The organism is Marinitenerispora sediminis (assembly GCF_003336425.1).
GTDB lineage: Bacteria > Actinomycetota > Actinomycetes > Streptosporangiales > Streptosporangiaceae > Marinitenerispora > Marinitenerispora sediminis.
In genome coordinates, this window is record NZ_QEIO01000076.1 from 1 (window position 1) to 26,861 (window position 26,861).

The 26,861-nt window shown below is 69.3% G+C and carries 18 protein-coding genes, 1 tRNA gene and 1 pseudogene; 4 read left to right on the top strand and 16 right to left on the bottom strand.

Going from position 1 to position 26,861, the window contains the following annotated elements; genetic code table 11:
- Positions 1-1,095: sensor histidine kinase (locus DEF28_RS15510; RefSeq protein ID WP_114446161.1), on the bottom strand; the 1,095-nt coding region annotated here is incomplete at its 3' end.
- 353 nt (positions 1,096-1,448) lie between these two features.
- Here DEF28_RS15510 and DEF28_RS15520 point away from each other — a divergent pair.
- A complete protein-coding gene (locus DEF28_RS15520; protein WP_374058139.1) occupies positions 1,449-1,658 on the top strand; it encodes a hypothetical protein in 210 nt (69 codons plus the stop codon).
- Positions 1,659-1,975: 317 nt separating this feature from the next.
- Here the strand turns inward: DEF28_RS15520 and DEF28_RS15525 are convergent, their stop codons facing one another.
- The 6 genes from DEF28_RS15525 to DEF28_RS15550 form a co-directional block, all read right to left on the bottom strand.
- Positions 1,976-3,337, bottom strand: coding sequence for an RNA polymerase subunit sigma-70 (locus tag DEF28_RS15525; protein ID WP_114398044.1), 1,362 nt, complete (start codon positions 3,335-3,337; stop codon positions 1,976-1,978).
- The gene (locus DEF28_RS15530) at positions 3,334-3,909 is read right to left on the bottom strand and encodes a hypothetical protein (RefSeq protein ID WP_147280128.1); all 576 of its coding nucleotides are present in this window, start codon (positions 3,907-3,909) and stop codon (positions 3,334-3,336) included. The genes DEF28_RS15525 and DEF28_RS15530 overlap by 4 nt, the downstream gene beginning before the upstream one ends.
- A gap of 8 nt (positions 3,910-3,917) precedes the next feature.
- Positions 3,918-5,588, bottom strand: coding sequence for a DEAD/DEAH box helicase family protein (locus DEF28_RS15535; protein ID WP_114398046.1), 1,671 nt, complete (start codon positions 5,586-5,588; stop codon positions 3,918-3,920).
- Positions 5,585-7,948, bottom strand: a complete 2,364-nt coding sequence (locus DEF28_RS15540) for an ATP-binding protein (protein ID WP_114398047.1) — start codon at positions 7,946-7,948, stop codon at positions 5,585-5,587. Before DEF28_RS15540 ends, DEF28_RS15535 begins: the two co-directional genes overlap by 4 nt.
- Positions 7,949-8,638: 690 nt before the next feature.
- The gene (locus DEF28_RS28975; protein WP_114398048.1) at positions 8,639-9,412 is read right to left on the bottom strand and encodes a very short patch repair endonuclease; all 774 of its coding nucleotides are present in this window, start codon (positions 9,410-9,412) and stop codon (positions 8,639-8,641) included.
- The gene (locus DEF28_RS15550) at positions 9,409-10,695 is read right to left on the bottom strand and encodes a DNA cytosine methyltransferase (RefSeq protein ID WP_114398049.1); all 1,287 of its coding nucleotides are present in this window, start codon (positions 10,693-10,695) and stop codon (positions 9,409-9,411) included. The genes DEF28_RS28975 and DEF28_RS15550 overlap by 4 nt, the downstream gene beginning before the upstream one ends.
- A 147-nt stretch (positions 10,696-10,842) precedes the next feature.
- Here DEF28_RS15550 and DEF28_RS15555 point away from each other — a divergent pair, with 147 nt between their 5' ends.
- Complete coding sequence (locus DEF28_RS15555; RefSeq protein WP_114398050.1) at positions 10,843-11,682, top strand: GIY-YIG nuclease family protein; 840 nt, start codon at positions 10,843-10,845, stop codon at positions 11,680-11,682.
- 316 nt (positions 11,683-11,998) lie between these two features.
- Here the strand turns inward: DEF28_RS15555 and DEF28_RS15560 are convergent.
- From DEF28_RS15560 to DEF28_RS15585, 6 genes are all read right to left on the bottom strand, one after another.
- Positions 11,999-12,072 (bottom strand) — tRNA-Thr (locus tag DEF28_RS15560).
- 113 nt (positions 12,073-12,185) lie between these two features.
- Positions 12,186-13,778 (bottom strand): aminotransferase class V-fold PLP-dependent enzyme, encoded by a 1,593-nt coding sequence (locus DEF28_RS15565; RefSeq protein WP_114398051.1) that lies wholly within the window; start codon positions 13,776-13,778, stop codon positions 12,186-12,188.
- A 219-nt stretch (positions 13,779-13,997) separates the two neighbouring features.
- Positions 13,998-15,488, bottom strand: coding sequence for an alpha/beta hydrolase (locus tag DEF28_RS15570; RefSeq protein ID WP_233515324.1), 1,491 nt, complete (start codon positions 15,486-15,488; stop codon positions 13,998-14,000).
- A 38-nt stretch (positions 15,489-15,526) separates the two neighbouring features.
- Positions 15,527-16,402, bottom strand: a complete 876-nt coding sequence (locus tag DEF28_RS15575; protein WP_114398068.1) for a PSP1 domain-containing protein — start codon at positions 16,400-16,402, stop codon at positions 15,527-15,529.
- Between the two features lie 104 nt (positions 16,403-16,506).
- On the bottom strand, positions 16,507-17,277 hold the full coding sequence (locus DEF28_RS15580; RefSeq protein WP_114398053.1) for a trans-aconitate 2-methyltransferase: 771 nt from the start codon (positions 17,275-17,277) through the stop codon (positions 16,507-16,509).
- 97 nt (positions 17,278-17,374) lie between these two features.
- Positions 17,375-18,547: a DNA polymerase III subunit delta' gene (locus DEF28_RS15585; protein ID WP_114398054.1), complete on the bottom strand. Its 1,173-nt coding sequence runs from the start codon at positions 18,545-18,547 to the stop codon at positions 17,375-17,377.
- A gap of 148 nt (positions 18,548-18,695) precedes the next feature.
- On the opposite strand from DEF28_RS15585, the gene DEF28_RS15590 reads away from it, so the two are divergent.
- Positions 18,696-19,169, top strand: a complete 474-nt coding sequence (locus tag DEF28_RS15590) for a hypothetical protein (RefSeq protein WP_114398055.1) — start codon at positions 18,696-18,698, stop codon at positions 19,167-19,169.
- Between the two features lie 157 nt (positions 19,170-19,326).
- On the opposite strand, the gene tmk is transcribed toward DEF28_RS15590, so the two are convergent.
- Positions 19,327-21,402 (bottom strand): dTMP kinase, encoded by a 2,076-nt coding sequence (tmk, locus tag DEF28_RS15595; protein ID WP_114398056.1) that lies wholly within the window; start codon positions 21,400-21,402, stop codon positions 19,327-19,329.
- Between the two features lie 787 nt (positions 21,403-22,189).
- Positions 22,190-24,928, bottom strand: coding sequence for a type I DNA topoisomerase (gene topA, locus DEF28_RS15600; protein ID WP_114398057.1), 2,739 nt, complete (start codon positions 24,926-24,928; stop codon positions 22,190-22,192).
- A gap of 256 nt (positions 24,929-25,184) precedes the next feature.
- Between topA and DEF28_RS15605 the strand changes: the two genes are divergently transcribed.
- Positions 25,185-25,370 carry a DUF5703 family protein gene (locus DEF28_RS15605; RefSeq protein WP_114398058.1) on the top strand — a complete coding sequence of 62 codons (186 nt, stop codon included), beginning with the start codon at positions 25,185-25,187 and terminating at the stop codon, positions 25,368-25,370.
- 398 nt (positions 25,371-25,768) lie between these two features.
- On the opposite strand, the pseudogene DEF28_RS28460 reads toward DEF28_RS15605, so the two are convergent.
- Positions 25,769-26,861 (bottom strand): annotated as a pseudogene (locus DEF28_RS28460) (hypothetical protein); the annotation flags it as partial.

A 26,861-nucleotide genomic window follows, 5' to 3' on the forward strand; every position in this document is an offset into this window, starting at 1 on the left:
GGGGAGCGTTGCCGCGGTCAGGAACCGGCCGTGGCGCTGTTCCACGGTGAGTTCGCCGCCCTGCGCCGCCAGCCGCTCCCGAAGCGTGGCGAGTCCGCTGAGCCTGGGAGCCTGCGCCTCACGCACCCCGTCGTTGTCGACGGAGATACCGGTCTCCGAGAGGGTGATCCGCACCTGCTCGGCGTCGGCATGGCGCAGGATGTTGGTCGTCGTCTCCCGCAGGACCTGGCCGAGCAGTTCGCCGGCGTGGGCGTCGACCTCGGCCTCGCGGTCGAGGTGCACGCGGATGCCCGCGGCCTCGAAGAGGTTCTTGGCGTTCTCCAGCTCCGCGGACAGGTTGAGCCGCCGCTGCGCGTAGGCGAGCTCCCGGGTGCGGGAGATGGTGTCGCCGACCAGGGCGTGCACCTCGTGCAGCTCCCGGTCCACCTGTTCGATGTCGCTGTGCAGCAGCTTCCGGGCCAGCGCGGTCTTCAGTTTCACGACATGGAGGGTGTGGCCCTGGATATCGTGCAGGTCGCCGGCGAAACGCACCCGCTCCCGCATGACGGCCATCTCCGCCTCCCGCTCCCGTGCCCGCTCCAACTCACCCATGAGGCCGTGGACCGCGTAGACGAGCATGGTGAGGATGACTCCGCCCGCCACGATGCACAGCGCGACGAGGACGTGCCGGACCAGGACGTCGACCACGTCCTCCCGCGCCACCGTCAGTTTCACCGCGACCACGGCGACCGTGAAGGCGGCGATCCCCGCGATCGCCGCCCGGCGGTGGCGCGGCAGCTCAAGGACGATGATGGTGGCGACGATGGCGAAACCGTAGGACGGCACCGGGGAGTCCGCCGCCAGCACACCGACGACCCACACGGCCGCGGTGGCGACCAGGCCGGGAAGCGCGACGCGGGGGAATCGGCCCACGGTCCACAGGTTGACGACCACCAGGGCCGTGGCCAGGCCCGCCCCCATGAGGAGCGCGTCCCACCAGGAGCCGGCGCCGATCGTCACCAGCAGGGCCCCGATGACGGAGAGCGCGCCGGCCACGATGTCACGGCTGAGTCTGCGGATCTGGCCCTGTGTCTCCTCGGCCTGCGCGGCCGTCATACGCGCTCCTTCCCGCATCGCGGCCGCAGCCGCCACCAGCGGCCGTCCAGCGCGGGCTCCCCCGCGTCGCGGCGGAGGCGGCCCGGGCCGCGGCGGAAGAACCCCGTACGGGCCGCCGGCACAACGGTCACTTCGGACATGGGCGAGGGCCGCCTCTCCATAGGGACGCTCTCCGCGGTCAGGCGCCAGAGGTGCCCCCCAGTCTGCTTCCACCCGGCCGCGCCCACCAGTGACACGGCGTCATGGCTTCCGGCGGACGTCACGGCAGAACGGTGACGCCACCCCACGGCCGGGAGCGGAGCCGATGGCCGACGGTGCCCGCACGCGACACCTGTGGATGCTGGCCTTCGGCGGTGCACGCCCTCGTGCTGTGGCAGGGCGACATCCTGGACACCTACGGCCTCATCGGCCTCGTCATGCCGCCGCTGTTCCTCCGCCGCAGCGACCGCACCCTGAAGATCTGGGTGGTCGTCCTGCTGGCCGCAGGCTTGCTGATCCCCGCCATCACTATGGTCTCAGCCCTCGCCGCGCCCCCGGCCAAGTCCACGGCCACCGACACGTAGAGGCTCAGAATCCGCCGAGACCAGCCGCCCCAAGGCGGGACCGCAGCGATAGTGCCAGCCCGCGACCCCTACCTACGCCTCTCACCTGCTCCGCTTGTCGGAAGTGAACCGACGACCTACGCGCGATAAGGGAACTGACGGGATCGCGGGGGGACTCGGGAGCCACTCTCGACCTTATTCTAGCAGGTCAGAGACTTATCGACCTCTCACTCGCTCATGACGATGTCCAACGTGTACGGCACCGTCCGCTCACGCGGTGATGGGCACTCACGCAGTGTCGGGGATCAAGCTTGGGCTGCTTCCGCATCACTTCGCCCCTATGGTCGTTCGCGACCCAGCTCGCTTGAGCAGTTATCAGGGTCGCAGGCATGCCGAACAGTGGCTGTCTCAGTATCAAGGCGAATGAGCACGACCATGTCGCACCCTTCCACCATCCCCACGGCCTGAACCTGAGACCTCAAGCTCGATAGCTGAGCGGCACTAGTACTACGGCGCACGACCAGGTCACCTGACCCATCAGTGAGGTCGAATGAGCGGGACATCGGAGCCAACCGCAATCCCAGCCGCCAGGTCAGCCAAGGGTGGACGATGATTCCGCTGCCTCGCCACACGTTCTTGTCGACGGGCAGCCGTATCCCTAAGACCTGACCAGAGTCATCCACGACGATGCTCGAGGGTTGCCGCGGCTCGCTCTCCTCCATCGCTTTCGCGCCGTCCTCCGCAAGGCCAAGAAGGCCATCGGAAGTTAGCCCGAGCCGATCACTGATAAGGCACTGACGCAATCGCGCGTACCCAACCGGATACTCCTTGATGACCCGCGCGAACAGCTCCCGCTTCGTCATCGGGCCGGAGTCACGAAGTATTTGCACCATCACGTCCAGGGCATTCGTGTGAGTGCCGGCCTGTTGTGACAACGGCCAGTCGGCTAAAGCCCATGTACCTTCCGGGCGGATCTGGCGAAAGCGATCGTCCCTTCGCAGGGCCTCACTGAGAGCCCTTGGCCCGCTCGCCTCGATCGCTTCGCTAATGTACTCTGCTCGGCGAGCTTCTCCCACATCCTCCAGCCACAGGTACGCGGCGTCGCAGTTCTTCGCCACTCTCCGCAGCCAGTGCCCCCCAGCACCCCGGACGAGGGGGCTCTTCCAATGGCTGACAAGCGTCTCGACAGGGACGGTGTCCGGGATGCCGATAGCGATCGCTCGCTCCACGAGCTCGTCCGCACGGAACGGCGCCTGTGAGACGAGGCGCTTCATGAGCTCGTCAAGGGATGTTTGGGTCTTGGACCAGACGCCCTCTACGCGGCCCGCCCAGGTACGCGACTCTTTAAGGCCGAGCTGCCGTAGCAGGGCGCGACGAACCGTACCCTCGGAGTCCAGGAGAATCTCCCCGAGGGCCGCATCGGACACAATCGATTCCGCAGCCAAGCGCTGGAGCACCTGCTCCCGCCACCCACTCTGGAACTGATCAGCCCACCCTGCCAGGTCTCTCTCTCGCGCCTGGATCACCTGACGGGCGCGTTCGCGGGTCACACCGTAGGCATCTCCGATCTCTTCCAACATTTGGCCCCGCCCCCGTCGAATCAGCATGTCCTGGGATCGCTCGTCGAGCGATTTCCAAACGGTAGTGATCCAGTCAGAGGGCTTCGTCTCGACGGCCTTCGGATCTCCGCCGACCATCACTCGCCCACTACGTGCTCGACCCTCAGTCCACAGCGCTCACCTATGCGCAGATGCTCGTCCCTCTCCTCTCGCGGGAGAGCCTTGACGAAGGAGGTGACAACACAGAGAGTCCACGGAGTCGCGTCTCCATTCGCCTGCGCCCGAAGGGCGGCCCACACCAGGTGTTTCAGGTCTCTCGCTGGCCCCCAGGTGAAGTACGTGACCTCTTCCCCGGCATAAGCCAGTACACGCAGGGGTTTGATTTCCTGAGTCGACAGGTCTGGTTCCCAATCAGGTCCGAGGGCTTTCCTCACCAGGGTATTGACGGCGGAGCCAGGGTTCGCGACGAGTGGTGCGAATTTCCCGACACCGTAGATGGCGCGGGCGTACTCCTTCATCGGACCGTCCTTAATCCAAACACGCCTTTCCTGAGCTGTTTTAAGGAACAAGGACATCCGCCCGCCAATCCGCGGGTCATCGGCCCATCGGTTGTAGGAAGCTGTCCGTTCGGAGTCGGGAAGGTAGGTCCAACCAACCTCCTCCGCCTCGTTGTAGAGCAGCTTGACGATCTCCATCTCGAGTTCAGCGGGCATTCCCATCCTTACTCGATCCCTCCTTGGGACGGAAACTGCAGTCGCACTTCGTCAGCGGCCGTCTCCAGGCTCGCTGCGTCCTCGATCCAGTGGTCCAAGAGGCCGCCAGCGGTCTCATCACTGAACTCGATTCTCGAATGCGCGGACTGAGGAATCCGCAGTTCCTCTGTCTCTGCGGCGTCGAGTGCGCGCTTCAGGTCTAAAGCGGCGGCTACACGCCGAATATCCGTCACGAAGTCAAGAACCTTGAGTGACTCCTTACCTGGACTGAGACGCAGCCCTCGCCCAATTTGCTGAACGAAGATCCTACGACTGTGGGTGACGCGCAGGAACCCGATCAGGTTCACATCGGGTACGTCTACCCCCTCATTGAAAACGTCGACACAGGTGATGATAGGAACGCGCCCAAGTCGAAACTCATTCAATAGGATCTGACGGCGCTGGCGAGTTAGCCCACTGTGCAAGAACGACGCGTTTCGCCATGACTGGTCAGCTCGAGTGAGAAGCTGGGCCACGTGCTCCGCGTGTTCGATCGTCTGGCAGAATAGGATGGCCCTTGGATCTTTCGTCTCACGCCACACGAGGCGGAGGTGCTCGATGATCTCATCATCTCGTTGAGGGAGGAACAGCTTGCGATTGAGGTCCTTGATCGAGTAGCCGTGCTCGCTCTCGCGCTTGACCGTCTCCCAATCAATATTGTCTACGAAGAGTCGGTAGTCGACCGCCGACAGATACCCGGCGGCCATACCTTCCGCGATTCCCATCGAGAAACTTGCGGGACCGAAACGCGCGGTGATGTCGAATTTATCCCCGCGCCAGGGGGTTGCCGTCACTCCCAGCTTCACGGCATCACCGCACAGATCCAGCAGTTCCGCAAACCGTCCCTGCTCGCCAACGTGATGAGTCTCGTCGACCATCACAAGTTTCGGCGACCATCCGGACCTCACCGCGCCCAGGACGGATTCGACCGTGCCCACCAGGACTCCGTCGTAGGAGATCGGCTTCGTCTCGCCCGTCAGAAGACGCGTTGGAACGTCCTTGTCGAGGTGGTGCCACAGCGCACGCTCGAGCTGCTCCACGAGATCCTTCATGTGCGCGACGACCAAGACGGCTGAGCCAGGGTGCTTGGTGAGGAAACGAGCGATTGTCTCCCCCCCGACAACGGTTTTACCAAGGCCAGTGGCTAGGACGAGAAGCGCGCGTCCATTGGCGCCGAGGTCCGCTTCGATCTTGTCGGCGGCCTCACGCTGGTAGGGCCTGAGTTCGTACGCGCTCGCCACCCGGGACGGCATCCGCTCCCAAATGTTCGCGAGCGTGGGGCCGTCCCAGACCGTGATCTTGATGCCGATCGACGCGAGTGCTTGTCGTCGGGACTCCGCCGTACGGTTCAGACTCGTGTTGGTCACGAGGATGGCTTTGTCCGCCCGGTAGCGAGTTCGCGCGCGCTCCAGGTCATCGACCCCGTCACGGCCCACCGGGCCACGGCTAGACCACTTGCACTGGAAGACCCATTGCTCGTGATTCCTCACCGCGAGCAGATCGGCGCCAGCGTCGCCAGCGCCATCCACGATCCGTACATCCGTGAACCCGAGGTGCCACAGCGCCCGCTCAACAGCGTGAGGAAGCCCTTGCGGGCCTCCCCTGAGTAGGTTTTCCGCCGAAAGGAAGCCCCCAGTCACGCTCCCTCCGCTAGCTCGTCCGCGAGCAACCTGACGCTTAGGCGTGTGCGCTGCAACCGAAGAGGGTGCTTGGTGGTGAAGCTGGCCAGCGTGGCGACATCGTTGAGATATCCGACGACCGTCGCCAAACTGATGCGTCGAGCGGAGGGTGAACTGACCGTGGAGAAAGCGCCACCGAACGCCTTTCCGTCCATGAACGCCTCCGGCCACGCCTCGAGCAGCTTGACAAGGAACAGTGAGGGGGCGTGCAGGATGAACTCACTAGTAGAACCCAACTTCTCCGTGTGAGTGACGAGCCCGAGTGCGATCATCTCGTTCTCCGTGGCGGTGAGTTCGTCCGGGGACAAGAACTGGTACGCCCTCTCAGGATCCTCGTCCACACATGAGGCCATCCGCTCACGCACCACGACTAGGAGCTCTCGTGCCTCGGCGGCGATCCTCTCAGCGTCCAGGGCAGTGTCAGGCAGGCACTCGGCCCGCAATTCCGCGACCAGTTCCGAGTGGCTGAGCCCGCTGGCGGCCTTTACCTTCAGCGCGGCAGCGATCTCCAGCAGGAGGAGATCAGACACGTCCGCCCCGAGCTTGAAGAAGACCTCATGCGCAGGGTCGACGAAGGCAGTGGCTTTTCCACCCTGGTCCTGTACTAAAAGGACGGGGGTGGGCCGATCATCCTCGTCTTTAACTCGAATCGCGGTCATGCGGCGTGCGTCCACACTGAGGAATCCCAACGTCGGCAAGCCGAAGTCACGAGAGAGGTCCGGGATGCTTACGGAGTCCAGTCGGTAGCGATCAATTCGTTCCTGAAAGGTCTCCTTTCTCTCACCCTTGACCTCTCTTTTCTTCTTCGCCTCGGTAGCGAGCTCCGTCGTGAACGACATGTCCGCGTCAGTTGGAGAAGGGGAATCGTTCCTAGTCCTCACCCCCAGAGCTTCAAGTACCGCGTCTTCGTTGGGGTCTGTGGGAGTGCCGCGCTGCGCGGTATCAAGCTTCGAGCGCTTGCTCTGTTCCTCGTGATACTCAACCGCATCCCACCAACGCTGATCGCTCTGGTATTCAGGGTCACCCGCATGGAAGCGTTGAGCCCAGCGTCGAGTCTCCTCATGGATCGGCCCCTTTCCGTCACCAGGGATTAGGCAACGGGCCCCCGCCGTGTTCCTCCTATACGCCTTATAGAGCAGGCCAAGATGGCTGTCGTTCTCTGGGTAGCCGGCCCGCTTCGCCTTTTCCGGCTGAAGCGGACCTTGCCCCCTCAAGTACTCAACGGCACCTCGCCAACTCCGATCACTGTATTCGAACGCGTTCTTTTGATACGTCACCGGCACATGATCTAAATGGATTTCACCGATGAGGCGACCGCCTTGGTTAGCCAACTCGATCGGATACTCGGTGTCAACAGCTCCAGTGGGGTCGTTCGGGTTCTGCCAATCGAACAATCGCTTGTCCCACTGGAGGATCTTACGCCCGTTCCTCAAGAAGTCGATCCCGAACTCACGCTTGTCGAGATGCCTCTGCACACCCAGCCAGCCATGGATGCGACGCTCCCGCGGAGTCAGGGACTCGCTTTCGCACTGACCACACTTACCGAGGCCCGGATTCTGCCAGTTGCCGCAGTCTTGGCACGCTTCCGCGTCCTCGTACTTTTGATCGATCTCAATGTAGGCGGGGATCCTCTCCGCTCGGGCTCCGCTGCCGTACGTGACATAGCGGTCGTCGCCCCACCGGCAGTGCCGACGAGGCCGTACCCTCTGACCCTGAACCCACAGCTCAAAGGGGTGATTGTCGAGGATCCATGCGTAGGTACGTCCCAGCGTCGCGCGAAGGCCCGGCGCGTTACGACGGAGCCAATCGGCTCTCTCCCCGTGGAGGCGGCTGATCTCGATCTTGGTGCCGTGATCGTTGGGGTCGGCCTTGGGCTCCGTGACGTCGTCCGCCTCGAAGTCGTCCCCGATACGGTCGAGGTCGATCTCCACACCGATCCACTCAGCGTCTCCGGGACGTGTGGTCAGGACGCGAGTACGTCGCCCGAGCCGGGCTGTGGCGACGTTGAATCCCATACCGAAGAGCCCGAGCTTGTCGAAGCGGTCGTTACTGGACCACCCGGCACTCACGGCACGCTCCAACGTCTCGTAGCTCATGCCACGCCCTGTGTCGGTGATGACGACCTGAGCCTCGGAAGAGCGCACGGTCTGACTCGGGAGTGTGACGCTCACCTTGTAGCCGCCCGCCCATGGATCCCCGGAGCGGATGATCTCCGTGAAATCGTCAAACGAGTTGTCGATGAGTTCGGCGACGCATTGCCATGGATCGAACTCGATCTCGCCCAACATGCGCAGGATCCGCGCCGATGGAGTGATCTTCAAGTCTTACTCCTCCTACCAGGGTGGTGAACCCACATGCCCAACGTACCGACGCGCGACACTTGGGTGAGACCTTCGATGGTCGTCAGGTGATAGAAAGAGTAGAACGGAACCCCGACAATGGTGGCGGACTCCAAGGAACTGATCCCGGATATACCAGGTCAGGAGTGTCGTGCCCGGCTGGCAACCCAGCTCTCCCCATAGACTGGCAGCCTTCTCCTCACGCCGGTCGTTTCGGATCCTCGGTTCTAGCGGTGGCGTTCGAAGGCATCACAGATGACCTTGGCCAACCGCTCAGTCGAAGGAAGACCGAGAACTCGGCCGTCGTCCGTAGTCACGGGCCCTCATGACTGATCATCACTAGACGGTAACGCAGTGGCGTGCAGCGCGCCGATCATAGTGGCGAGGTCTAACAAACGCTCACCGATCCACGATTCCCTCCGCTCGTACGGCACGATTAACGTTCCATCACACACCCATGACTCGATGACACACTTGGTCATTGATTTGAGAACCAGTTGAGGTAACCGTGTCGTTGTACGGGCCACGAGGAGCTCCTCATGCGGGCCCGCGCCGAAGCCGACCTAAACGTCGGCGACGCGCTGATGGCCTTCGGTGACGGCGAGGGTTGAATCGTCTCACGAGCGCCGCCGACGCCCCGACGACCACCTTCACGGCGAAAGCTCGTAGCCCTCAGCTCGCCTCGCGCACGAACTCCGCGACGCGTAGTGCGGCCTCTCCAAGGTCCTCGTGCTCCCAGACCCTCACCACCTTCCAGCCCGCCTCGGTGAGGATCCGGTCTGTCTCCTCATCGCGTGCCCTGTTGGCTTCGATCTTTTCGCGCCAGAACTCCGAGTTACGGCTCGCTGGCCTGAGGTGGGCCGGACAACCGTGCCAGAAACATCCGTCCACGAACACGGCCACACGGGCTCTCGTAAAGACGAGATCCGCGGTACGTCGCAGTTCGGGGAGAGGGCGCACCCCCACCCGGTACCGCAGTCCCTGGCGATGAATGAGCGAGCGAAGGCGGAGCTCTGGCTTCGTGTCCCTGCCGCGGTTGCCACGCATCACTGATCGAACAGCGTCCGACGATGCCCAGGAACTGTCGGGGGCGGGGCGAGGGCCGACGAGTTCCTTGGCCTTCGCTATCTCCCAACCCGCAATGAGGTTGGCGGCCCTCGTGTCCTTGTCGACCTGGCCTAGGTAGCGGACAGACGTCCTCCCTTTGTCCGACCAACGTAGGTACGCGCGGATGCGACGAGTCCTAGGCAGTACCTTCAACTCGACCGAGGCGAGGGCATACCGCTCCTCGCTGAGCGGGACATATCTGCCCTGTCGTCCTCCGGCCGCACGGTCTTGTTCGGCCGCCAGAGCGTCCCTGCCGCGGCCAGCGCGCCCCTTCCACGCTCGCGTGGACGGCGCCTGATCCTTCCACCCACTCTGCCGGGCATGCCCAGCGTCGGTCATGACCGGGATTCCGCCTTATCCAGGGCTCCAGCCACCGCCTTGGCGAAGACCTCTCCCAAACGCACGGGGACGGCGTTTCCGAGCTGCCTCATCCGCTCGCCACGTGGCCCACGCAGCTGCCACTTATCGCCAAAAGTCATGACCCTGGCCGTCTCCCTGACCGTCATGTACCGGTACACATAGCGCAACTCGCCGGGAGCGTCCGGGTTCTCCTCCCGGTCGTCGAGGAGCATGACGGACTCGCCGCCAGGCACTCCGTGCACTCCGGCCTTCACCGTCTTCGCGGGCTTGTCGAGCTCGTTTGGTGTGTGACCGTCGTAGATCCGCGCGCCTGGCCAGCCAACGTGGTCGGGTATTCCCCCTTGCTCGGACTTCTTGTCGAGCTTCGCGCGATCGATTGGGGGGAGTCCCACGAGGGCATCCCGCAGCGTGAGCCATCGAGACACGCGAGGGTCGTCCTCAAGGGGAAGCTCGTCGAGGGGGGGCGCGTCCTTGTAGCGCGCCAGCACGCGGTCCCTCACGTGGCGCTCTACGGCCGGGTGGTCCTCCCAATACGAACCGTTCCGTAGAGCACGGATCAGCAGATCCTCGGAGTGCGTGGGGCGGACCGCTTGCGCGAAGGCGTCCATGTCGACGCCGAGGTCCGCTCGAAAAGCCACGAGGAGTACTCGGTTACGCACCTGAGGCACGCCGTAATCGGCCGCGTTCACGGCCACCTTCAGGACTTCGTAACGCCTCGAGGGATCAACATCTCCCGCGTCAAGTCGCTCTCCGAGGGCTCGATCGTGTTCCTGCCACGACGCCCCCTCCTTCCGTTCCACGAACGGCAGCATCAGCTCGCGCCGGATGTACTCGAAGTACGGCGCGAAGGAGGGACGCAGCAGTCCTCGAACGTTCTCGCAGACGACAGCCTTGGGCTGAATCTCCCGGACAGCACGGAACATCTCGGGAAACATGTTGCGCTGATCCTCGTCTCCCTTCGCGATTCCCCCCAGACTGAAGGGTTGGCATGGTGGACCGCCAGCGAGCAGGTCGACCCCCCACTCCCTCAGGTACTCCATCTCAAGTTTGCGCACGTCCCCGGCGACAAGAGGGGGCTTCTCACCAGGCTCGGGCACAGGGGGGCGCTCGCCCTCCTCGTACCTCTCGAAATCATTCTCCTCAAGCGTCTTGCAGGCCCACGGAGCGAACTCGTTAAGCAGGAGATGACGAAAGCCAGCGTTCGTGCTGGCCTGAACCAGCCCCCCTCCACCGGCGAACAGTTCCACCGACGTTCGTTCCATGATTCATACTCCTCGCAGCTCAGTACGGAGAAAACCATACCGCGGAGTTTTTGTTCGCGAAACCGTCTCAGTGAGACATGTGTCGCACGGGACCGTAGTGTCGCTATCGTTCGGCCAAGGATCACGGGTAGTGGGAGCGGCGAGAACATGACGGCGACACCTGGCTCCGCGGAGTGGGCGGCGTTCCACCGAACCTTCACGCTGAGCATCACCAAGGCGCTGAGGGACCAACTCGCCGTAGGACTAGCGGAACTAACACCCGCCCCCCTCTCGGAGGAGCACATCAATCAGCTGGAGGAACGTCCAGGTGTCTATCAGCTCTATCTCAATGGAGCGTTCGTCTACGTGGGCAAGGCCGACAAGACCCTGCCCGCGCGGTTGCGGGAGCACCTCAAGAAGATCTCCGGGCGCCGCAACATCACCCTCGGGGAGCTGAGCTTCTCCTGCCTATACGTCGCTGAGGACTTCTCGGCCCTCGCCCCGGAACAGCTCCTGATCAGTCACCACAAGGGCCGCGGGAACATCCCCTGGAACAACGGCGGTTTCGGCAACAAGGACCCGGGCCGGCAGCGCGACCACACCGTCTTGAAGCGCGACCACTTCGACGCGCTCTACCCCATCGACCTGGATCGTCCGGTCAGGGGACTGACCGCAGGCGAGACGACGCTCCACGCCCTACTGCGCGCCGTGAAGGCCGGGTTGCCATACAACTTCCGGTACGCGTCAGCGCCGGACCACAAACGGACGACCATCACGGTGCCGTGGGCGGAACCAAGCGCGGACGCCGTCTTCCGGTTGATATCAGCCGCGACCCCGCCAACATGGCAGATCACCGCACTCATGGGCTACGCGCTCATGTACGAGGAAGCACCGACCAAGTACAAGAGCGCGTGGCGCTACTACCGCGGCACGGAGGTGATCGAGGGCATCCCTCAGCAAGCGTCTGAGGAGCAAGTAGACGACCCCCTGGAAAAGGCGGTTGAGTGATCAACGCGATCACGGGCCAGTTGTCCGGTTCAAGCAGCGGTTGATGGGGACGCACCCGTGCGCGGAGAGAACACACGTCGTGATCTCACTCGCGGAGCGCGACCGAGTTCGCGCGGTAGCCACAGCGGTATTTTCCAAGCGCGTCCAGGGGCACCGGCTACCAAGTGACACACGGTGAGCATCTGACCACGCAGAAGAAGTGCGAGAAGTAGTGCTACGAGCCGCTCCGCTCACGGAAAGCCCAGGCGGGTGACGCGACGAGTCTCGAACCAATAAGAAGGCCAGGTCATAGGCGATATGACCTGGCCGTCACCTGAGCCGCCTGTCGGAATCGAACCGACGACCTACGCATTACGAGTGCGTCGCTCTGGCCGACTGAGCTAAGGCGGCGAAACGCCTCGCTCTCACGAGGCGGTCACCAGTTTAGCGTGTCCCGCGAGCCCTCCGTACCCGGCATGTCCGGCCGCGAGGGGCTCAGCCGGAGCGGTTCCGGCCGGGCGGGGTCAGCAGCGTTCGCGGGGCCGCAGTCCCGCCTCGCTGGGGTCGCGGTCGAGGTAGGTGTCCGCCGCGAACTCCAGGAAACGGGTGATGTCGGCCAGGTTCGAGGCCAGGCCGACCGACACCCGGACCGCGCCGCCCGAGGGCAGGCGCAGGTGGTCCAGGTAGGCGTCGACGTCGTCGAGGCCGCGCGCCGAGGCGGCCGCCAGACCGGACCGGTCCAGGTTGAAGGCCGCCTCGCCGGCGCCCGGGTTGCAGAAGCAGCCGGTGCGCAGCGAGATCCGGTGCGCGGCGGCGTCGCGGGCCACGGCGCGCTCGTCGACCACGGCGCCGCCCGGATCGAGGAAGTTGAACGCCACCGTGCCGCCGCGGCCGGCCGTGTCCGTCGGGCCGTAGACGCGCACCAGCGGGACCCCGGTCGAGTGCCGCAGCGCGGTCAGCCGGTCCAGCAGCCGGCCGGTGAGGCACCGTACCCGCGTACCGACCACCTCCATCCCGATCCCGGTGAGCCAGTCCAGCCCGACCGTGATGTCGGGGATCGAGAGGAAGTTCAGCGTCCCGTCCTCGAAGGCCGCCTCCGCCGCCGCCAGGTGGTACCAGTCGCCCAGCACGCTGGCCGCCTGGACGGTGCCGCCGGCGAACCACGGCCGCTCCAGGCGGGCCAGCGCCTCCCTCCGCGCCACCAGGCAGCCGAGGCCGGTGGGGTAGCCGAACAGCTTGTACCAGCTGACCGGGACGAAGTCCGGCTTGACCCGCGACAGGTCCAGCAGCTCGGTCGGTACGTAGCCGGCGGCGTCCAGCAGCACGTCGAACCCGTACTCGTGGGCGAGGTCCACCCACTCCAGCGGGTGCCGCACACCGGTGAAGTTGCTCTGCGCCGGGTAGCCGAACAGCCCGGACCGGCCGCCCGCCGCACCGCGGCGGGGCAGCCGGAGCCGCGCCGCCGAGCGGCGCAGGACCGCGTGCAGCCCGTCCTCGTCGCCGCGCAGCTCCGGCCCGGTCAGGCCGACCGTCTCGATGGCCGCCCCGCCGGCGCGGGCGAACTCGCGGATGCCGAGCACCGAGTTGTGGTTGTCCAGCAGCTGTACGAACCGCCGGCCGGGGCGGAACGGGTACGCCTCCCCCACCAGCCGGCACGCCGCCGTGGCGTTCGCCGTGAAGACGACGGTGTACTCGTCCGGCGGGGCGTTGAAGTAGGTCAGCACCGCGGCGCGGGTGCCCTCGACCAGCTCCGAGGAGGCCGCGGACGTGGGGCTGCCGGTGTGCGGGTTGCCGAAGCAGGCGCCGTCGAGGCGCCGGACGTGGCTGCGCAGCTGGCTCCGGGCGGCCAGCCCCGCGCCCGCGTAGTCGAGGTAGACGTGCCCGTCCGCGTCGAGATACCGGTACTCCCGCTCGCGCAGCCGGTCGAGTACGGCGGTGGCGGCGAGCTCCGGGCAGACCGCCGCGGACCCGCCCGGACCGGGCACCGGACCACCGGGCCCGGCCGGCCGCTCCCCGGCCGGCCGGCCGCCCTCGTCACCGGTCCGCGCACCCCCACCGCCCCCGGTGCCGCCCGCCTCCGGCCGCACCGATGGCGAAGCGCCGTCGATCCGCCGCATACCACCACCCCCGCGGGGACCTTCCCGCAGGTCACGGCCGCGATCCAGTGATGACACGGGCGCTATGCGGAATCGAGACCACCCGGACGCCGGGGGCGACGCACGGCGCGGCCCGGCCGCGGTGGACGGCCTCCGGCGTGCGGAACGGACGGCCGGCCCCGACCGCGGAGGTCGGGGCCGGTCCCTCGTCGCGCGGCCGCGCCACCGCGGCCGCCGCACTCACGCGGCCTGGCAGACGGTCCCGTTCCGCGGCGGCTCCGCACGCAGCAGGTAGGTGTCGACGGCCTGGTCGACGCACGCGTTGCCCATCCGGTAGCCGGTGTGGCCGTCGCCGTCGCGGGTCAGCAGCACACCCGATTCCAGCTGGCGGGCCAGGCTCTTCGACCACTCGTACGGCGTCGCCGAGTCGCGGGTGGTGCCGACGACCAGGATCGGAGGCGCGCCGGCCGCGGTGATCTGCATCGTCGGGGCCACCGCGTGCTCGGGCCAGAACGCGCACGGAAGCGCGCTCCACGCCAGCGACGGCCCGAAGATCGGCGAGTCCTCCGCCGCCTGCTCCGCGGCCGCCTGGTAGGTGCCGATATCCCGCGGGCTCTCGTGGTCGGCGCAGTTCACCGAGACGAGCGCCGCCGTCATGTTCTCGTAGTTCCGTCCCTCGCGGCCGTAGAGGCGGTCGCCGAGCCGGAGCAGCCCGGTGCCGTCCCCGTCCTCGAACGCGTCGTTCAGCGCCGAACGCACCTCGGGCCAGTACGCGTCGCTGTACAGCGCGGCGAGCAGCCCCATCTGGACCCGCGCCCGGGTGACCTCGCGCCCGTCGCCGAGCGTGCTGCGCAGCGGCTGCTCGCCGGCGCGGTCGAGCAGCTCGCTGAGCCGTTCGACGCCCTCGTCCACGGTGCTGCCGGCCCCGTCGGACAGCGGGCAGTCCGAGCGCTCCAGGCAGTCGGCGACGAACGCCCGCAGGGCGGTGTGGAAGCCTCTCGCCTGCTGCACGCTCATCTCCAGCCCGTTCAGCGACGGGTCCAGCGCCCCGTCCAGGACCACGGCGCGGACCCGCTCGGGGAACTGCTGGGCGTACATGGCGCCGATGAAGGTGCCGTAGGACTTGCCGAGGTAGGTGAGCTTCTCGTCGCCGAGCACGGCCCGCAGCACGTCCATGTCGCGGGCGACGTTCTCCGTGCGGACGTGCTCCAGCAGGTTCCCGGAGCGCCGCTCGCACGCCTCGGCGAACTCCTCGTTGTCCTCCGCGAGCTCGTCCACCTCGTCCGGGGTGAGGTCGGCCGGGTCCGCGCCCGCCTCGCTCTGGCGGCCGCCGCCGAGGTAGTCGTCCAGGTCGGGCCGGTCCAGGCAGTGCAGCGGGTCGCTCTTGCCGACGCCGCGCGGATCGAAGCCGACGATGTCGAACCGCTCCCGGATCTGGTCGCTGATGACCCGGCCCGCCGCGCGCGCGTAGTCCAGCCCGGAGCCGCCCGGCCCGCCGGGGTTGATCACGAGCGAGCCGATGCGGTCCGCTCCGGAGGCCGGCAGGCGCATCACGGCGATGTCCAGCCGTTCACCGTCCGGCTCGTCGTAGTCGAGCGGAACCGCGATGGTGGCGCACTCGAACGCGCCCCGCTCACAGCTCCGCCACGACACCTCCTGCTCGTAGAAGTCGGCGAGCGGCCCGGGGACCGGGTCGGGGTCGCCGGAGCGGCCACAGCCGGCCGCCAGCATCGTCATCGCGGTGGCGCAGGCCAGCCATCCTGTTCGGTTCACTCAGTCCCGCTCTCGACCTCGGTGCCAGTACTGCCGTCCTCACCCGGGCGGCCGCCGCCCGGGTGGGCGCGCTCGTAGGCCTGCCGGGGGCCGCAGACGGCGGCGCGGTCGCAGGCGCAGCGCCGGCCGCCGTCGTTGAGCCGTACCACGACCTTTCCGGCGGGGACGTTGTGGCCGACCACCACGCCGTCGCCCTCGGGGGTGCCCACCCGGCTGCCCCGGGGCGGGGTACTCGCCCGGAACTCCTGGTAGAGCGGATGCTCGTACTTCAGGCAGCACATGAGCCTGCCACAGGCGCCCGCGATCCGCAGGGGATTGAGGCCCAGGCCCTGTTCCTTCGCCATGCGGACCGACACCGGCTCGAAGTCCTTGAGGAACGTGGCGCAGCACAGGTCGCGCCCGCACGGCCCGATCCCGCCCTGGAGGCGGGCCTCGTCGCGCGCGCCGACCTGGCGGAGCTCCACCCGGGCGTCCAGCGCGCGGGCGAGATCGCGCACCAGGTCCCGGAAGTCCACGCGGCGGGGTGCGGAGAAGTAGACGACGAACCGGTTGCCGGCCGAGACGTAGTCGATGCCGACCACCTTCATCGGCAGCTCGTGCGCCCGGACCAGGCGCTTGGCCTCGGCGCGGGCCTCGGCCCGGCGCCGCCGGTTGCGCTCGTCGCGGGCGACGTCGGCACGGGTCGCGATGCCCGCGCAGACGGGCAGCCCCTCGACGTCCTCGCTCGCCCACTGCGGCGCCCACACGCACTCCGCGACCTCGGGTCCGTCGTCGGTGGGGACCAGGACCTTGTCGCCCACTCTGGGGGTGAGGCCGCCGGGGTCGAGGTAGTAGAGCCGCCCGTACCGTTCGAAGCTGACCGCCATCATCATGCCCACGGGGTCACCCTAGATCGCGGCGGCCGTCTGACTAAGCCGCCGGTCCGGGGAGACGCGGGATTGGCCGCCGATCGCCCCGCCGGACGGTCCGCCCAGCGTCAGCCGCGGCGCCCCACGCAGAAGATCCGCCGGAACGGGAACAGCGTCCCGTGCGGGCCGGGCGGGTAGGCGTCGCGCAGCAGGGCCGCGTACTCGGCCTCGAAGGCGCGCGCCTCCTCCGCGCCGAGGACGGCCAGGACCGGGCGCAGCGCGGTGGCGCGGACCCAGTGCAGGACCGGGTCGGGCCCCTCCAGCCGGTGCAGGTAGGTGGTCTCCCAGACGTCGGCGTCGCAGCCGGCCTCCAGCAGCAGGGCCGCGTAGCCCGCGGGGTCGTCCACCGTGCCGGCCCCCAGCGGGGCTCCCGCCAGCCGGCGCGACCAGCGCGCGGATCCGGCGAGGTCGCGCAGCAGCACGTGCGACGGGGCGCCGAAGTTGCCGGGCACCTGCCAGGCCAGCCAGGCGCCGGGGGCGAGTTCGGCGGCCCACCGGCGCAGCAGGCCGCGGTGCTCGGGGACCCACTGCAGCGCGGCGTTGCTCACCACGACGTCGGTGCCCGCGGCCCGCCACTCGCGGACGTCGCCGAGCCGCACCCGCAACCGCGTGCCGTCCGGCGGGGCGACGGCTCGGCGGACCATCTCCGGCGAGGAGTCGATGCCCTCCACCCGGGCGCGCGGCCAGCGCCGGGCCAGGGACTCGGTCAGCGCACCCGTCCCGCAGCCGAGGTCCACCACGGTCCGCGGATCGTCGGCGTGCACCCGGGAGACGAGGTCGAGGAACGGCCGGGCCCGGTGGGAGTCGTACCGCGCGTACAGGTCCGGATCCCAGGTCATGCGCGCCTCCGACCGCCCGATTCGTCTTGACGTAAAGATAAACCTCGGGACACGCCGACCGCCCACCGCCCCGCGGCGGCTGGGCCGCCGACCCGGATCACCCCAGGTAGAGTGCGGCCGTCATGGCCTCGATGGCGATCTGCGGGTGCACGTTGGCGGCGATGCGCTCCCGGCAGCGCATGATGGCGTCGACCCGGCGCAGCGTGGCCTCCGGGGTGCTGCTGCCCGCCACCCGGCGGACGTCCTCGTCGTGGCTCTCCGTGCTGCGCTGCACCTGGGCGCCGAGCTGGACCGCGAGCACGTCGCGGTAGAAGGCCGCCAGGTCCATGAGCGCGACGTCGTAGGTGTCGCGCTTGATGCGGGTGGCCCGGCGCTTCTGCCGCTCCTCCAGTTCCTTGAGCGCGCCGGCGGCGCCGCGGACGGCCTTGGCCACCCCCTTGCCCGTGGCCCCCTCGCCGAACGCCGCGCGCATGTCCGCCTTCTCCTGCTCGTCGAGCGCCGCGGTGGTCTGCTTCGCCTCTGCCTCGGCCAGCTCGTACAGCCGCGCCGCGGCCGAGACGCACGCGCCCAAGCCGTCGAGCCGGGCGGGCATGGACAGCACCTCGCGCCGCCGCTCGCGCGCCTCGGGATCGGCGGCCAGCCGGCGGGCACGCTCGACGTCTCCCGCGGCGGCCCGGGCCACCGCCCCGGCGAGTCCAGGATCGACGCCGTCGCGCCGGACCAGGGCGTCGACGACCGCGGGCGTGCCCGGGGTGCGCATGAGCACGAGCCGGCAGCGCGACCGGATGGTGACCAGCAGATCCTCGGCGGTGGGCGTGCACAGCAGCCAGACCGTGCGCGGCGACGGCTCCTCCACCGCCTTGAGCAGCGCGTTGGAGGCCGCCTCGGTGGCGCGGTCGGCGTCCTCGAACAGCACGACGCGGAACCGGCCGCCCGTGGGGCTGGACGCGGCCCGCAGCACGAGGTCGCGGGTCCGCTCCACTCCGAAGCTCAGGCCGGTGGGCCGCACGTACAGCACGTCGGCGTGCGTCCCGGTGAGGACCTGGTGGCAGGAGTCGCAGTGCCCGCAGCCGCCGTGCGCGCACTGCAGCGCGGCGGCGAAGGCGCGCGCCGCGACGGCCCGCCCCGACCCCGGAGGGCCGGTGAACAGCCACGCGTGCGTCATGCCCGCACCGGTCCCGCCGGCGAGCAGCCCGTCAGCCGCCCGCGCGGCCGAGCGCAGCTGCTCGATCACCGTGTCCTGGCCCACCAGGTCGTCGAAGACGCTCATCGCCCTTCAGCATAGGAGGCGGCGCGGACGCCTCCGGAGTGATGCGCCCGGCCGGCCCTCGGCCGTGCCGGAATCCGGCCGCGACGCGCCGCGACCCGGGCACGTCGGCGAAGGCCCGCGCCGGGGCCGCCGTGGCAGACTCCTGGCCATGCGCGACGACGGGCTGGTCGGCCGGTGGAGTTCGGCGTCCCTGGAGCAGGGGGCGATGGAGGCGGGCACGATCGGCTTCCTGCCGGACGGAACCGGGTGGTACGAGCTGGCGAACGTGTACTCCAGCAGCGTCGACCGCTTCGGGTGGTCGACCCCCGCGCCGGGCCGGCTGCGGCTGCGCGTGCTGCGCCTGCTGGAGCTGCGGTGGCCGGGAGCGCCCGCCCCGGCCGGCCAGCCGCCCCCCGCTCCGCGCTCCCCAGCCGACGCGCGGCCGCGGCTGACCGGCGACAGGCCGCAGGACGAGACCTGGGAGGCGCACTACCGCGTGGGCGCGGCCCTCGACGTGGCCGGCGCCGCGGTGACCGTGCTGGCGTTCGACCGGCCCTTCGGCTTCGACGCCCGGTTCGCCCTGGTGAGCCGGGACACCGCGCCGGGCGATGATCCGACGTCGCACCTGGCACCGTGGCGCTGACCGCGCCGCGCTCCGTCCGCACCCGCACACGGCTGGCGCGGGGAGGACGGCCGGGAGCGGTCCGCCCCGGAACGCCGGACGCGGATGCTGCCGGGGCTCGGTCCCCCGGCGGCACCCGCGTCCGCTCGGCCCGCGGCCACTCGGCCGCCCGGCGATGTCAGTCCTTGATGACAGGCATGATCCCGGTCATCTCCTCGGCGTCATCCGGCACCGGGTCCGGCAGGATCGGGCGGACCCGGCGCTGGATCGCCTTCGTCACGTCCTCCGGCGGGAGCTGGGCGTCCAGCACCAGGTAGCGCTCCGGCTCGCGGTCGGCCAGGGCCCGGAAGCCCTCGCGGACCTTGGCGTGGAACTCCAGCGGCTCCGACTCCAGCCGGTCGGCCGGACGGCCGAGGCGGCCGATGCCCGCGTCCGGCGGCAGGTCGAGCAGCACCGTGAGGTCGGGGACGAGCCCTCCGGTGGCCCACGTGCTGACGTGCGCGATGTCGGACTCGGCGAGCTCCCGGCCGGCCCCCTGGTAGGCGAGCGTGGAGTCGACGTAGCGGTCGCTGATGACGATCGCGCCGCGCTGCAGCGCCGGGCGGATCACCGCGTTGACGTGCTCGGCCCGGTCCGCCGCGTACAGCAGCGCCTCGGCGCGCGGCGACATCCCGGTGTGCTCCCGGTCCAGCAGCAGCGCGCGCAGCCGCATGCCGAGCTTGGTCGCGCCGGGCTCCCGCGTGGTCACCACGTCGAAGCCCTCCTCGCGCAGCCAGATGGCGAGCTGGCGAACCTGGGTGGACTTCCCGGCCCCCTCGCCGCCCTCCAGCACGATGAAGGTGCCGGGCAGCCGCTCGGCCTCCTGGGCGTCCGCGGGCGGCGCGCCCCGGACGACGGCCGCCAGCTCGGCGAGCAGCGAGCCCTCGGTGCCCCGGTTCATCTGCCGGTAGGAGATCACGGCGACCAGCACCGCGAGCAGCGCGGCGAGCACGAGAACCACGCCCGCGCCGGTGAATTCGTAGCTCAGCTCCCGGACCCGCAGCGTCCGCTCGGGCACGAGGCCGGCCAGGAGGGGCGCCACCGCGACCGAGCCCATGAGCACGACGCGCGCGGCGGCGTGCAGGAACGCGAAGGTGCGGCCGCGGATGTCGTCCTCGACCTCGTTGCCGAGCATGGTCAGCCCGATCACCCACGCGATGCCCGCGCCGGCACCGACCACGGCGGTCAGCAGCGCGGCCAGCACCATGTTGGGGATGAGTCCGACGAGGAGCAGCGCCGCGCCCGAGAGCCCGATGCCCAGTCCGAACAGCCGGCGCCGCTCGACGGTGCGCAGGATGCGCGGGCCCGCGAACATGCCGACCGCCATACCCGCGAACACGGCGCCGAACATGACGCCGAACCCGGCGTTGCCCCCGCCCAGCCCCGACACGAACACCCGGCCGACCCCGATGACCGCGCCGCCCGCCGCGAAGGCGCCCAGCATGCCGAGCAGCAGCCCCCGCACCATGGGCGTGGTCCCGGCGAAGCGGAGCCCCTCCCAGATGGTGCGCAGCACGGACGGCTCGGCCGCCACCTCGATGTTCTTCTTCGGGATCGGCAGCCGCCAGATCACCGCGGCGGCGACGAAGAAGGTGACACCGTTGATGTACAGCGCGACGTCGGCCTCGGGCGAGCCGAGCGACGGGAACAGCCCGCCCAGTACGGAGCTGAAGGCGGCGAGCACCGCGAAGATGAGGGCGGCCACCGGCGCCGAGCCGTAGGTGGTGAGCAGACTGAGCTGGTTGGCCTGTTCCAGCTTCTTCCTCGGCACCAGGTTGGGGACCGTCGCGTCCTTGGCCGGCGCCCAGAACAGCGCCACGCACTCGGCCAGGAAGTTGGCGATCAGCAGCCAGTCGAGCCGCCCGACGATCGGGATGGAGATGTAGAGGAGACCGCGCACGATGTCGCCGACGACCAGGATGAGCCGGCGGTCGAAGCGGTCCGCCAGCACGCCGGCGAACGGGCTGAGCAGCAGCGAGGGAAGGAGCTTGAGCAGCACCACGCCGCTGACGGCGAAGTACTGCACGAGCCGGGAGCTGTCCTCGGTGAGGATGGCGGCCAGCGACATTAGCGCGAGCAGGCTGAGCCAGTCGCCGAGACTGGACAGCGAGAGCGAGACCCACAGCTGGCGGAAGGGTTTGATCGCCAGAACGTTGCGCGCCTCGCTCGGCGCCCCAAGGGGTCCGGGTGGTCCAGGAGGTCCAGATCTGCTCATGGCGAAAAGAGTAGCGACGGTTCGGGCCCTAACCACGCTTTCGGGCAGGCGCTATCGATGACGGTCTGCACACGGCACTGGTCGGCTGCGTGCTCACCAGCGTAATCTCAAACGTGATCCGCCCCACAGGTTTCCGCGGAAAAATCGCGCCGCCCCAGCTTCCGCGCGACCGCGCCGGAGCACCGCCCGAGGGAGCCGGGCGCGCGCCGCGCCGTGGCAGCCGCGGACCCCGGACCGGCCGCGGACACGGCACGCACGGCCGTCCCCGGTGGCTGTGTCGGGCCCTGGCCGCCGCTGCGCGCTCCCCGGTCGCGGTACCAGCGGCCGCCACACCCGCCGCGCCTCGCCTCATCCCCGCGGACCGTCCCCGGTCGGCGGCGGCCCGGCGCGCCCGCCGGCCTCCGCCCCATCCGCTGGGGGTCCATCCCGCTCCGCGCCCGGCCAGGTCGGGCAGGCGGGCGCCGGTCCTCCGCATGCGCGCCAACGCGGTATCCCCGCCCAGCGCGCTGCCGGGCGGGAGCCAGCGGAGAGGTGCCCACGCGGACCGGGTCCGGCACCGCCGTATCCGCAAGCGGCCGCCACCGGCCGCACGGAGACCGCTCTGCGCCAGGCCACCCCGGAGAAGGCACCCATCGGCGCACCGCCCGCGGCGACGGCCGCGCCCCGCCTCTCGGCATCCGGCCCCGGCCGCACGGCGCGACCCGGCTGAGGCGGGCGCTGAGGCTCGTCCGCCGGACAGCCGGCCCGGCCCGACGCGGCGCCGGACCGGCCGCCGACGGGCGCCGACCTACCCCTTGCTCTTCTTCGCCGCGGTCTTCTTGCGGGTGGTCGTGGTCTTCTTCGCGGTCGCCTTCTTCGCCGGCGCCTTGGCACGGCGCTCGGCGAGCAGCTCCGCGGCGCGCTCCACGCTGATGGACTCGACCTCGTCGCCCTTGCGCAGCGAGGCGTTGGTCTCGCCGTCGGTCACGTACGGGCCGAACCGGCCGTCCTTGATCACCATGGGCTTGCCGCTCGCGGGGTCCTCGCCGAGCTCGCGCAGCGGTGCCGCGGCCGCGGCGCGCCGGCCGCGCTGCTTCGGCTTCGCGAACAGCTCGCGGGCCTCGTCGACGGTGACGGTGAAGATCTGCTCCTCGGTCTCCAGCGAGCGGCTGTCCGTGCCCTTGCGCAGGTAGGGGCCGAACTTGCCGTTCTGCGCGGTGACCTCCTCGCCGTCGATCTCCCCGACCACCCGCGGCAGCGAGAGCAGCCGCAGCGCGTCCTCCAGGGTGACCGTCTCCAGGCTCATGGACTTCAGCAGCGAGCCGGTCCGCGGCTTGGGCGCCGCCTTCGACCTGCTCTTGGCGCGGCTCTTCCCCTCCGCCTCGGCCTCCTCCGCCGGTTCCGGCAGGATCTCGGTGACGTAGGGGCCGAACCGTCCCGTCTTGGCGACGATCCGGTGACCGGTCTCGGGGTCGGTGCCCAGCTCGCGGTCGCCGCTGGGCTGGGCGAACAGCTCCTCGGCCTTCTCCGCGGTCAGCTCGTCGGGCGCGAGGTCCTCGGGCACGTTCACCCGCTGGCCGCCGCGCTCCATGTAGGGGCCGTAGCGCCCAACCCGCAGCATGATGTCGCTGTTGGGCAGCTGGAAGGAGCTGATCTCCTTGGGGTCGATGTCGGCGAGGTGGTCGCCCACCAGCTCCCGCAGCCCGGTCTCGTCCGCGTCGCCGAAGTAGAACCGGCGCAGCCAGGGCACGCGCTCGGCGTCGCCGCGCGCGATGTCGTCGAGCATGTCCTCCATGCGGGCGGTGAAGTCGTAGTCCACCAGGTTGCCGAAGTGCCGCTCCAGGAGCTGCACCACCGCGAACGCCAGGAAGGACGGCACCAGCGCCGAGCCCTTCTTGAACACGTAGCCGCGGTCCAGGATGGTCCCGATGATCGAGGCGTAGGTCGAGGGCCGGCCGATCTCGCGGTCCTCCAGCTCCTTGACCAGCGTGGCCTCGGTGTAGCGCGCCGGCGGGCGGGTGCTGTGCCCCTCGGCCTCGATGCCCTCGGCCTTCAGCGCGTCGCCCTCGTCCACCGGCGGCAGCCGGCGCTCGCGGTCGTCGAGCTCGGCCTCCGGGTCGTCGGCCCCCTCGACGTAGGCCTTGAGGAACCCGTGGAAGGTGATGATCTTGCCGCTGGCGGTGAACTCCACCTGCTCGCCGGCGCTGGAGGTACCGGAGACCCGCACGGTCACGGACTCTCCGACGGCGTCCTTCATCTGCGAGGCGACCGTGCGCTTCCAGATGAGCTCGTAGAGCCGGAACTCCCCACCGCTCAGGCCGGTCTCGGCGGGGGTGCGGAACCTGTCGCCGGCCGGCCGGATCGCCTCGTGCGCCTCCTGGGCGTTCTTCACCTTGCTGGCGTACACCCGCGGCCGGTCCGGTACGTAGGCGCCGCCGTACAGCCGCACGGCCTGGTCGCGGGCGGCGGCGATGGCGCTCTCCGACAGCGTGGTGCTGTCGGTGCGCATGTAGGTGATGAAGCCGTTCTCGTACAGCCGCTGCGCCACCTGCATGGTCTGCTTGGCGGAGAAGCCGAGCTTGCGCGACGCCTCCTGCTGCAGCGTGGTGGTCCGGAAGGGGGCGTAGGGAGCCCGCCGGTACGGCTTGCGCTCCACGGCACGCACCGCGAAGTCGGCGCCGCCGAGCCGGGCGGCCAGCCCGCGCGCCGCCTCCTCGTCCAGGTGCAGCACGCCCTTGGCTGAGCGCAGCCGGCCCTCGGAGGTGAAGTCGCGGCCCTGGGCCACCCGGGCGCCGTCCACCGCGACCAGGGTCGCGGCGAAGCTCGCGGGGTCGTCGCCGGATCCCGCGTCGAGAGTGTCGAAGACGGCCCGGAGGTCCCAGTACTCGGCGGCGGTGAACGCGATGCGCTCGCGCTCCCGCTCCACCACCAGGCGGGTCGCGACCGACTGCACGCGGCCCGCCGAGAGCTTGGGCATGACCTTCTTCCACAGCACCGGCGACACCTCGTAGCCGTACAGCCGGTCGAGGATGCGCCGGGTCTCCTGGGCGTCCACGAGCCGCAGGTTGAGGTCGCGGGTGTTCTGGGCGGCCCGCTGGATGGCGTCCTTGGTGATCTCGTTGAAGACCATGCGCCGGACCGGGATCTGCGGGTTCAGCTCCTCGCGCAGGTGCCAGGCGATGGCCTCGCCCTCGCGGTCCTCATCCGTGGCGAGGTAGAGCTCGTCGGCCTCGGAGAGCAAGTCCTTCAACTTCTTGACGTGGGACTTCTTGTCGGAGTTGACGACGTAGAGCGGCTCGAAGTCCCGGTCGACGTTCACGCCGAGGCGGGCCCACGGCTCGCCCTTGAAGCGCGCCGGGATCTCCGCGGCCTTGGTGGGCAGGTCCCGGATGTGGCCGATGCTGGACTCCACGACGTACCCGCGGCCGAGGTAGCCGGCGATCGTCTTCGCCTTGGCGGGCGACTCGACGATAACGAGGCGGTTGCCTCCGTTGCGCCCGGTCTCCTGTGAGCCGTTCTTACCGGCGCTGCCCTTCTTGGGTGGCACGCTCTTCCCCTACGTCTAGCCTTGCGTCGTCTTCGCGGTCGTTCCGCGGATCGCGGAGCCATTGGCTTCCCCGCCACTGACGGTAACCGACGCCTCCCCGCTTCGCTGCCCGAGTCGGTGCCGCGACCTCACCGCCTTCGTCCGGTGGCCGCGGGCTCCGAGGCGGCTCCCCTCTCCCCTCGCAGAACCGCGGCGCTCGCCTCTCGCGGGTGAACGCTATGGCACAACACCCCTCGGCAGTCGCAGAATAAGCGCAATGCTTGAGTATGAGTACCAGGAACTCCGCTTCCCGCGCGGCACGTCGCGAAACGCCACGCGGCAGGCACTGACCGACCACGCCGAGTACGGCCGGTGGGAGCTCGCCCGGGTACGCCTGTACCCGGACGGCAGCCGCCGGGTGACACTACGCCGCAAGATCATCCGCCAGATCCGCATCGCGTGAATTCGCTCACATCGTGAATACGGGGCCCGTACCGTCCGCGACTCACCCTCCGGTTCCGGTGGCCGCCGACCCGGTCTCCGCAGGGGACGGGTCGCGGCGTGCCCCGCCACCAGCACAAGCGGCGAGTCCCTCCGGATTGCTCCGGAGGGACTCGCCTCGCTCGCGCCGCGGCCGGCACGTCGGCCCGTCCCCGTCGGTCCACCGCTGAACACGGGAAGGGACGTCGGTGGCGGCCGCCACGGTCCGTTCGGGGTCCTTCGCCTCCGCCGGTCCACCGCTGGAGACGGAGGGTCGGAACCCTCGTTCAGATCCGTTCTCGCGCGATCACCGTGTCGCCGGTCGGACGGGAGCGGGTCCGGCCCGTTCCGCGCGGCACGGGATGTCTCGAAAGGGCCGGGCTACCCGAGCGGGCCCACGCTCAGCCCGCCCAGGCCCAGGAACTCCAGGGGGTCGCCGGTCAGCCGGGGGACCCCGGACAGCTCCGCGGGGGGCGTCGGCTCTCCCTCCGTGGTGCTGCCGGGGAGCTCGTCGACGAACGGGACGGTCATGACCGGCTCCGGCAGCGGGGACACCCGGTCGTCGTCGGAGCCGTTCCGCAGCGGCGTGCGGCCGGTGCCTCCGGTCTCGATGACGGCGGCCGCGGTGTCCTGCGCCGCCGCGCCCGCCACACCACCAACCGCACCGACCGCGTTCCCCGTCACATTGACCGGCACATCCAGGTCCACCACCGCCTGGTTCCCATGCCGGACGCGATCGCCGTCCACCGGCGCCGACTGCTTGAGCAGCGGGCCCGCCTTGACCGAGTCGGTGTTCACCTGCAGCGGCCGGGCGAGCTCGCTGGCGGTGCCGACCAGGTCCGGCGACCCGGAGCCCATCTGGTGCACGGTGACGGGCTCGGTCAGCGGGGTGACCTGCGGGAGCTCGGTGTCGCGCACGATCCGCTCGGTGCGGTCCAGCGTCGACTCCACCGCACGCACCGGATCGGCCTCGCGGACCGACAACTGGTGCTGGCGCTCCTGCCCCGCACCCATCTGGTGCACGGTGATCGGCGACGTGAGCGGGGTGACCTGCGGGAGCTCGGTGTCGCGCACGATCCGCTCGGTGCGGTCCAGCGTCGACTCCACCGCACGCACCGGGTCAGCCTCGCGGACCGACAACTGGTACTGGCGCTCCTGCCCCGCACCCATCTGGTGCACGACGATGGGCGACGTCAGCGGCAGGACCTCGGGCACATCGACCGCGCGCACGAGGCGCTCGGCGCGGTCCACCGCGGCGTCGACCGCCTGCTTGGCCTGGAGGTCCTGGCCGGCGAGCTGGTGCTGGCGCTCCGCGCCCGCCTCGGCGCGGAGGTGCTTGTGGTGGTGGCCGTGCGTCTCGATGACGGCGGCCGCAGTGTCCTGCGCCGCCGCGCCCGCCACACCACCAACCGCACCGACCGCGTTCCCCGTCACATTGACCGGCACATCCAGGTCCACCACCGCCTGGTTCCCA

Excerpts from the sequence above, each read along its gene's own strand:
- DEF28_RS15570 (WP_233515324.1), bottom strand. The coding sequence starts at position 15,488 with ATGCTGGCGGCCGGCTGTGGCCGCTCCGGCGACCCCGACCCGGTCCCC.
- DEF28_RS15590 (WP_114398055.1), top strand. The coding sequence starts at position 18,696 with ATGCGCGACGACGGGCTGGTCGGCCGGTGGAGTTCGGCGTCCCTGGAG.
- DEF28_RS15575 (WP_114398068.1), bottom strand. The coding sequence starts at position 16,402 with ATGATGATGGCGGTCAGCTTCGAACGGTACGGGCGGCTCTACTACCTC.
- DEF28_RS15585 (WP_114398054.1), bottom strand. The coding sequence starts at position 18,547 with ATGAGCGTCTTCGACGACCTGGTGGGCCAGGACACGGTGATCGAGCAG.
- DEF28_RS15605 (WP_114398058.1), top strand. The coding sequence starts at position 25,185 with ATGCTTGAGTATGAGTACCAGGAACTCCGCTTCCCGCGCGGCACGTCG.
- DEF28_RS15530 (WP_147280128.1), bottom strand. The coding sequence starts at position 3,909 with ATGCCCGCTGAACTCGAGATGGAGATCGTCAAGCTGCTCTACAACGAG.
- DEF28_RS15580 (WP_114398053.1), bottom strand. The coding sequence starts at position 17,277 with ATGACCTGGGATCCGGACCTGTACGCGCGGTACGACTCCCACCGGGCC.
- tmk (WP_114398056.1), bottom strand. The coding sequence starts at position 21,402 with ATGAGCAGATCTGGACCTCCTGGACCACCCGGACCCCTTGGGGCGCCG.
- DEF28_RS15555 (WP_114398050.1), top strand. The coding sequence starts at position 10,843 with ATGACGGCGACACCTGGCTCCGCGGAGTGGGCGGCGTTCCACCGAACC.
- DEF28_RS28975 (WP_114398048.1), bottom strand. The coding sequence starts at position 9,412 with ATGACCGACGCTGGGCATGCCCGGCAGAGTGGGTGGAAGGATCAGGCG.
- DEF28_RS15565 (WP_114398051.1), bottom strand. The coding sequence starts at position 13,778 with ATGCGGCGGATCGACGGCGCTTCGCCATCGGTGCGGCCGGAGGCGGGC.
- DEF28_RS15550 (WP_114398049.1), bottom strand. The coding sequence starts at position 10,695 with ATGGAACGAACGTCGGTGGAACTGTTCGCCGGTGGAGGGGGGCTGGTT.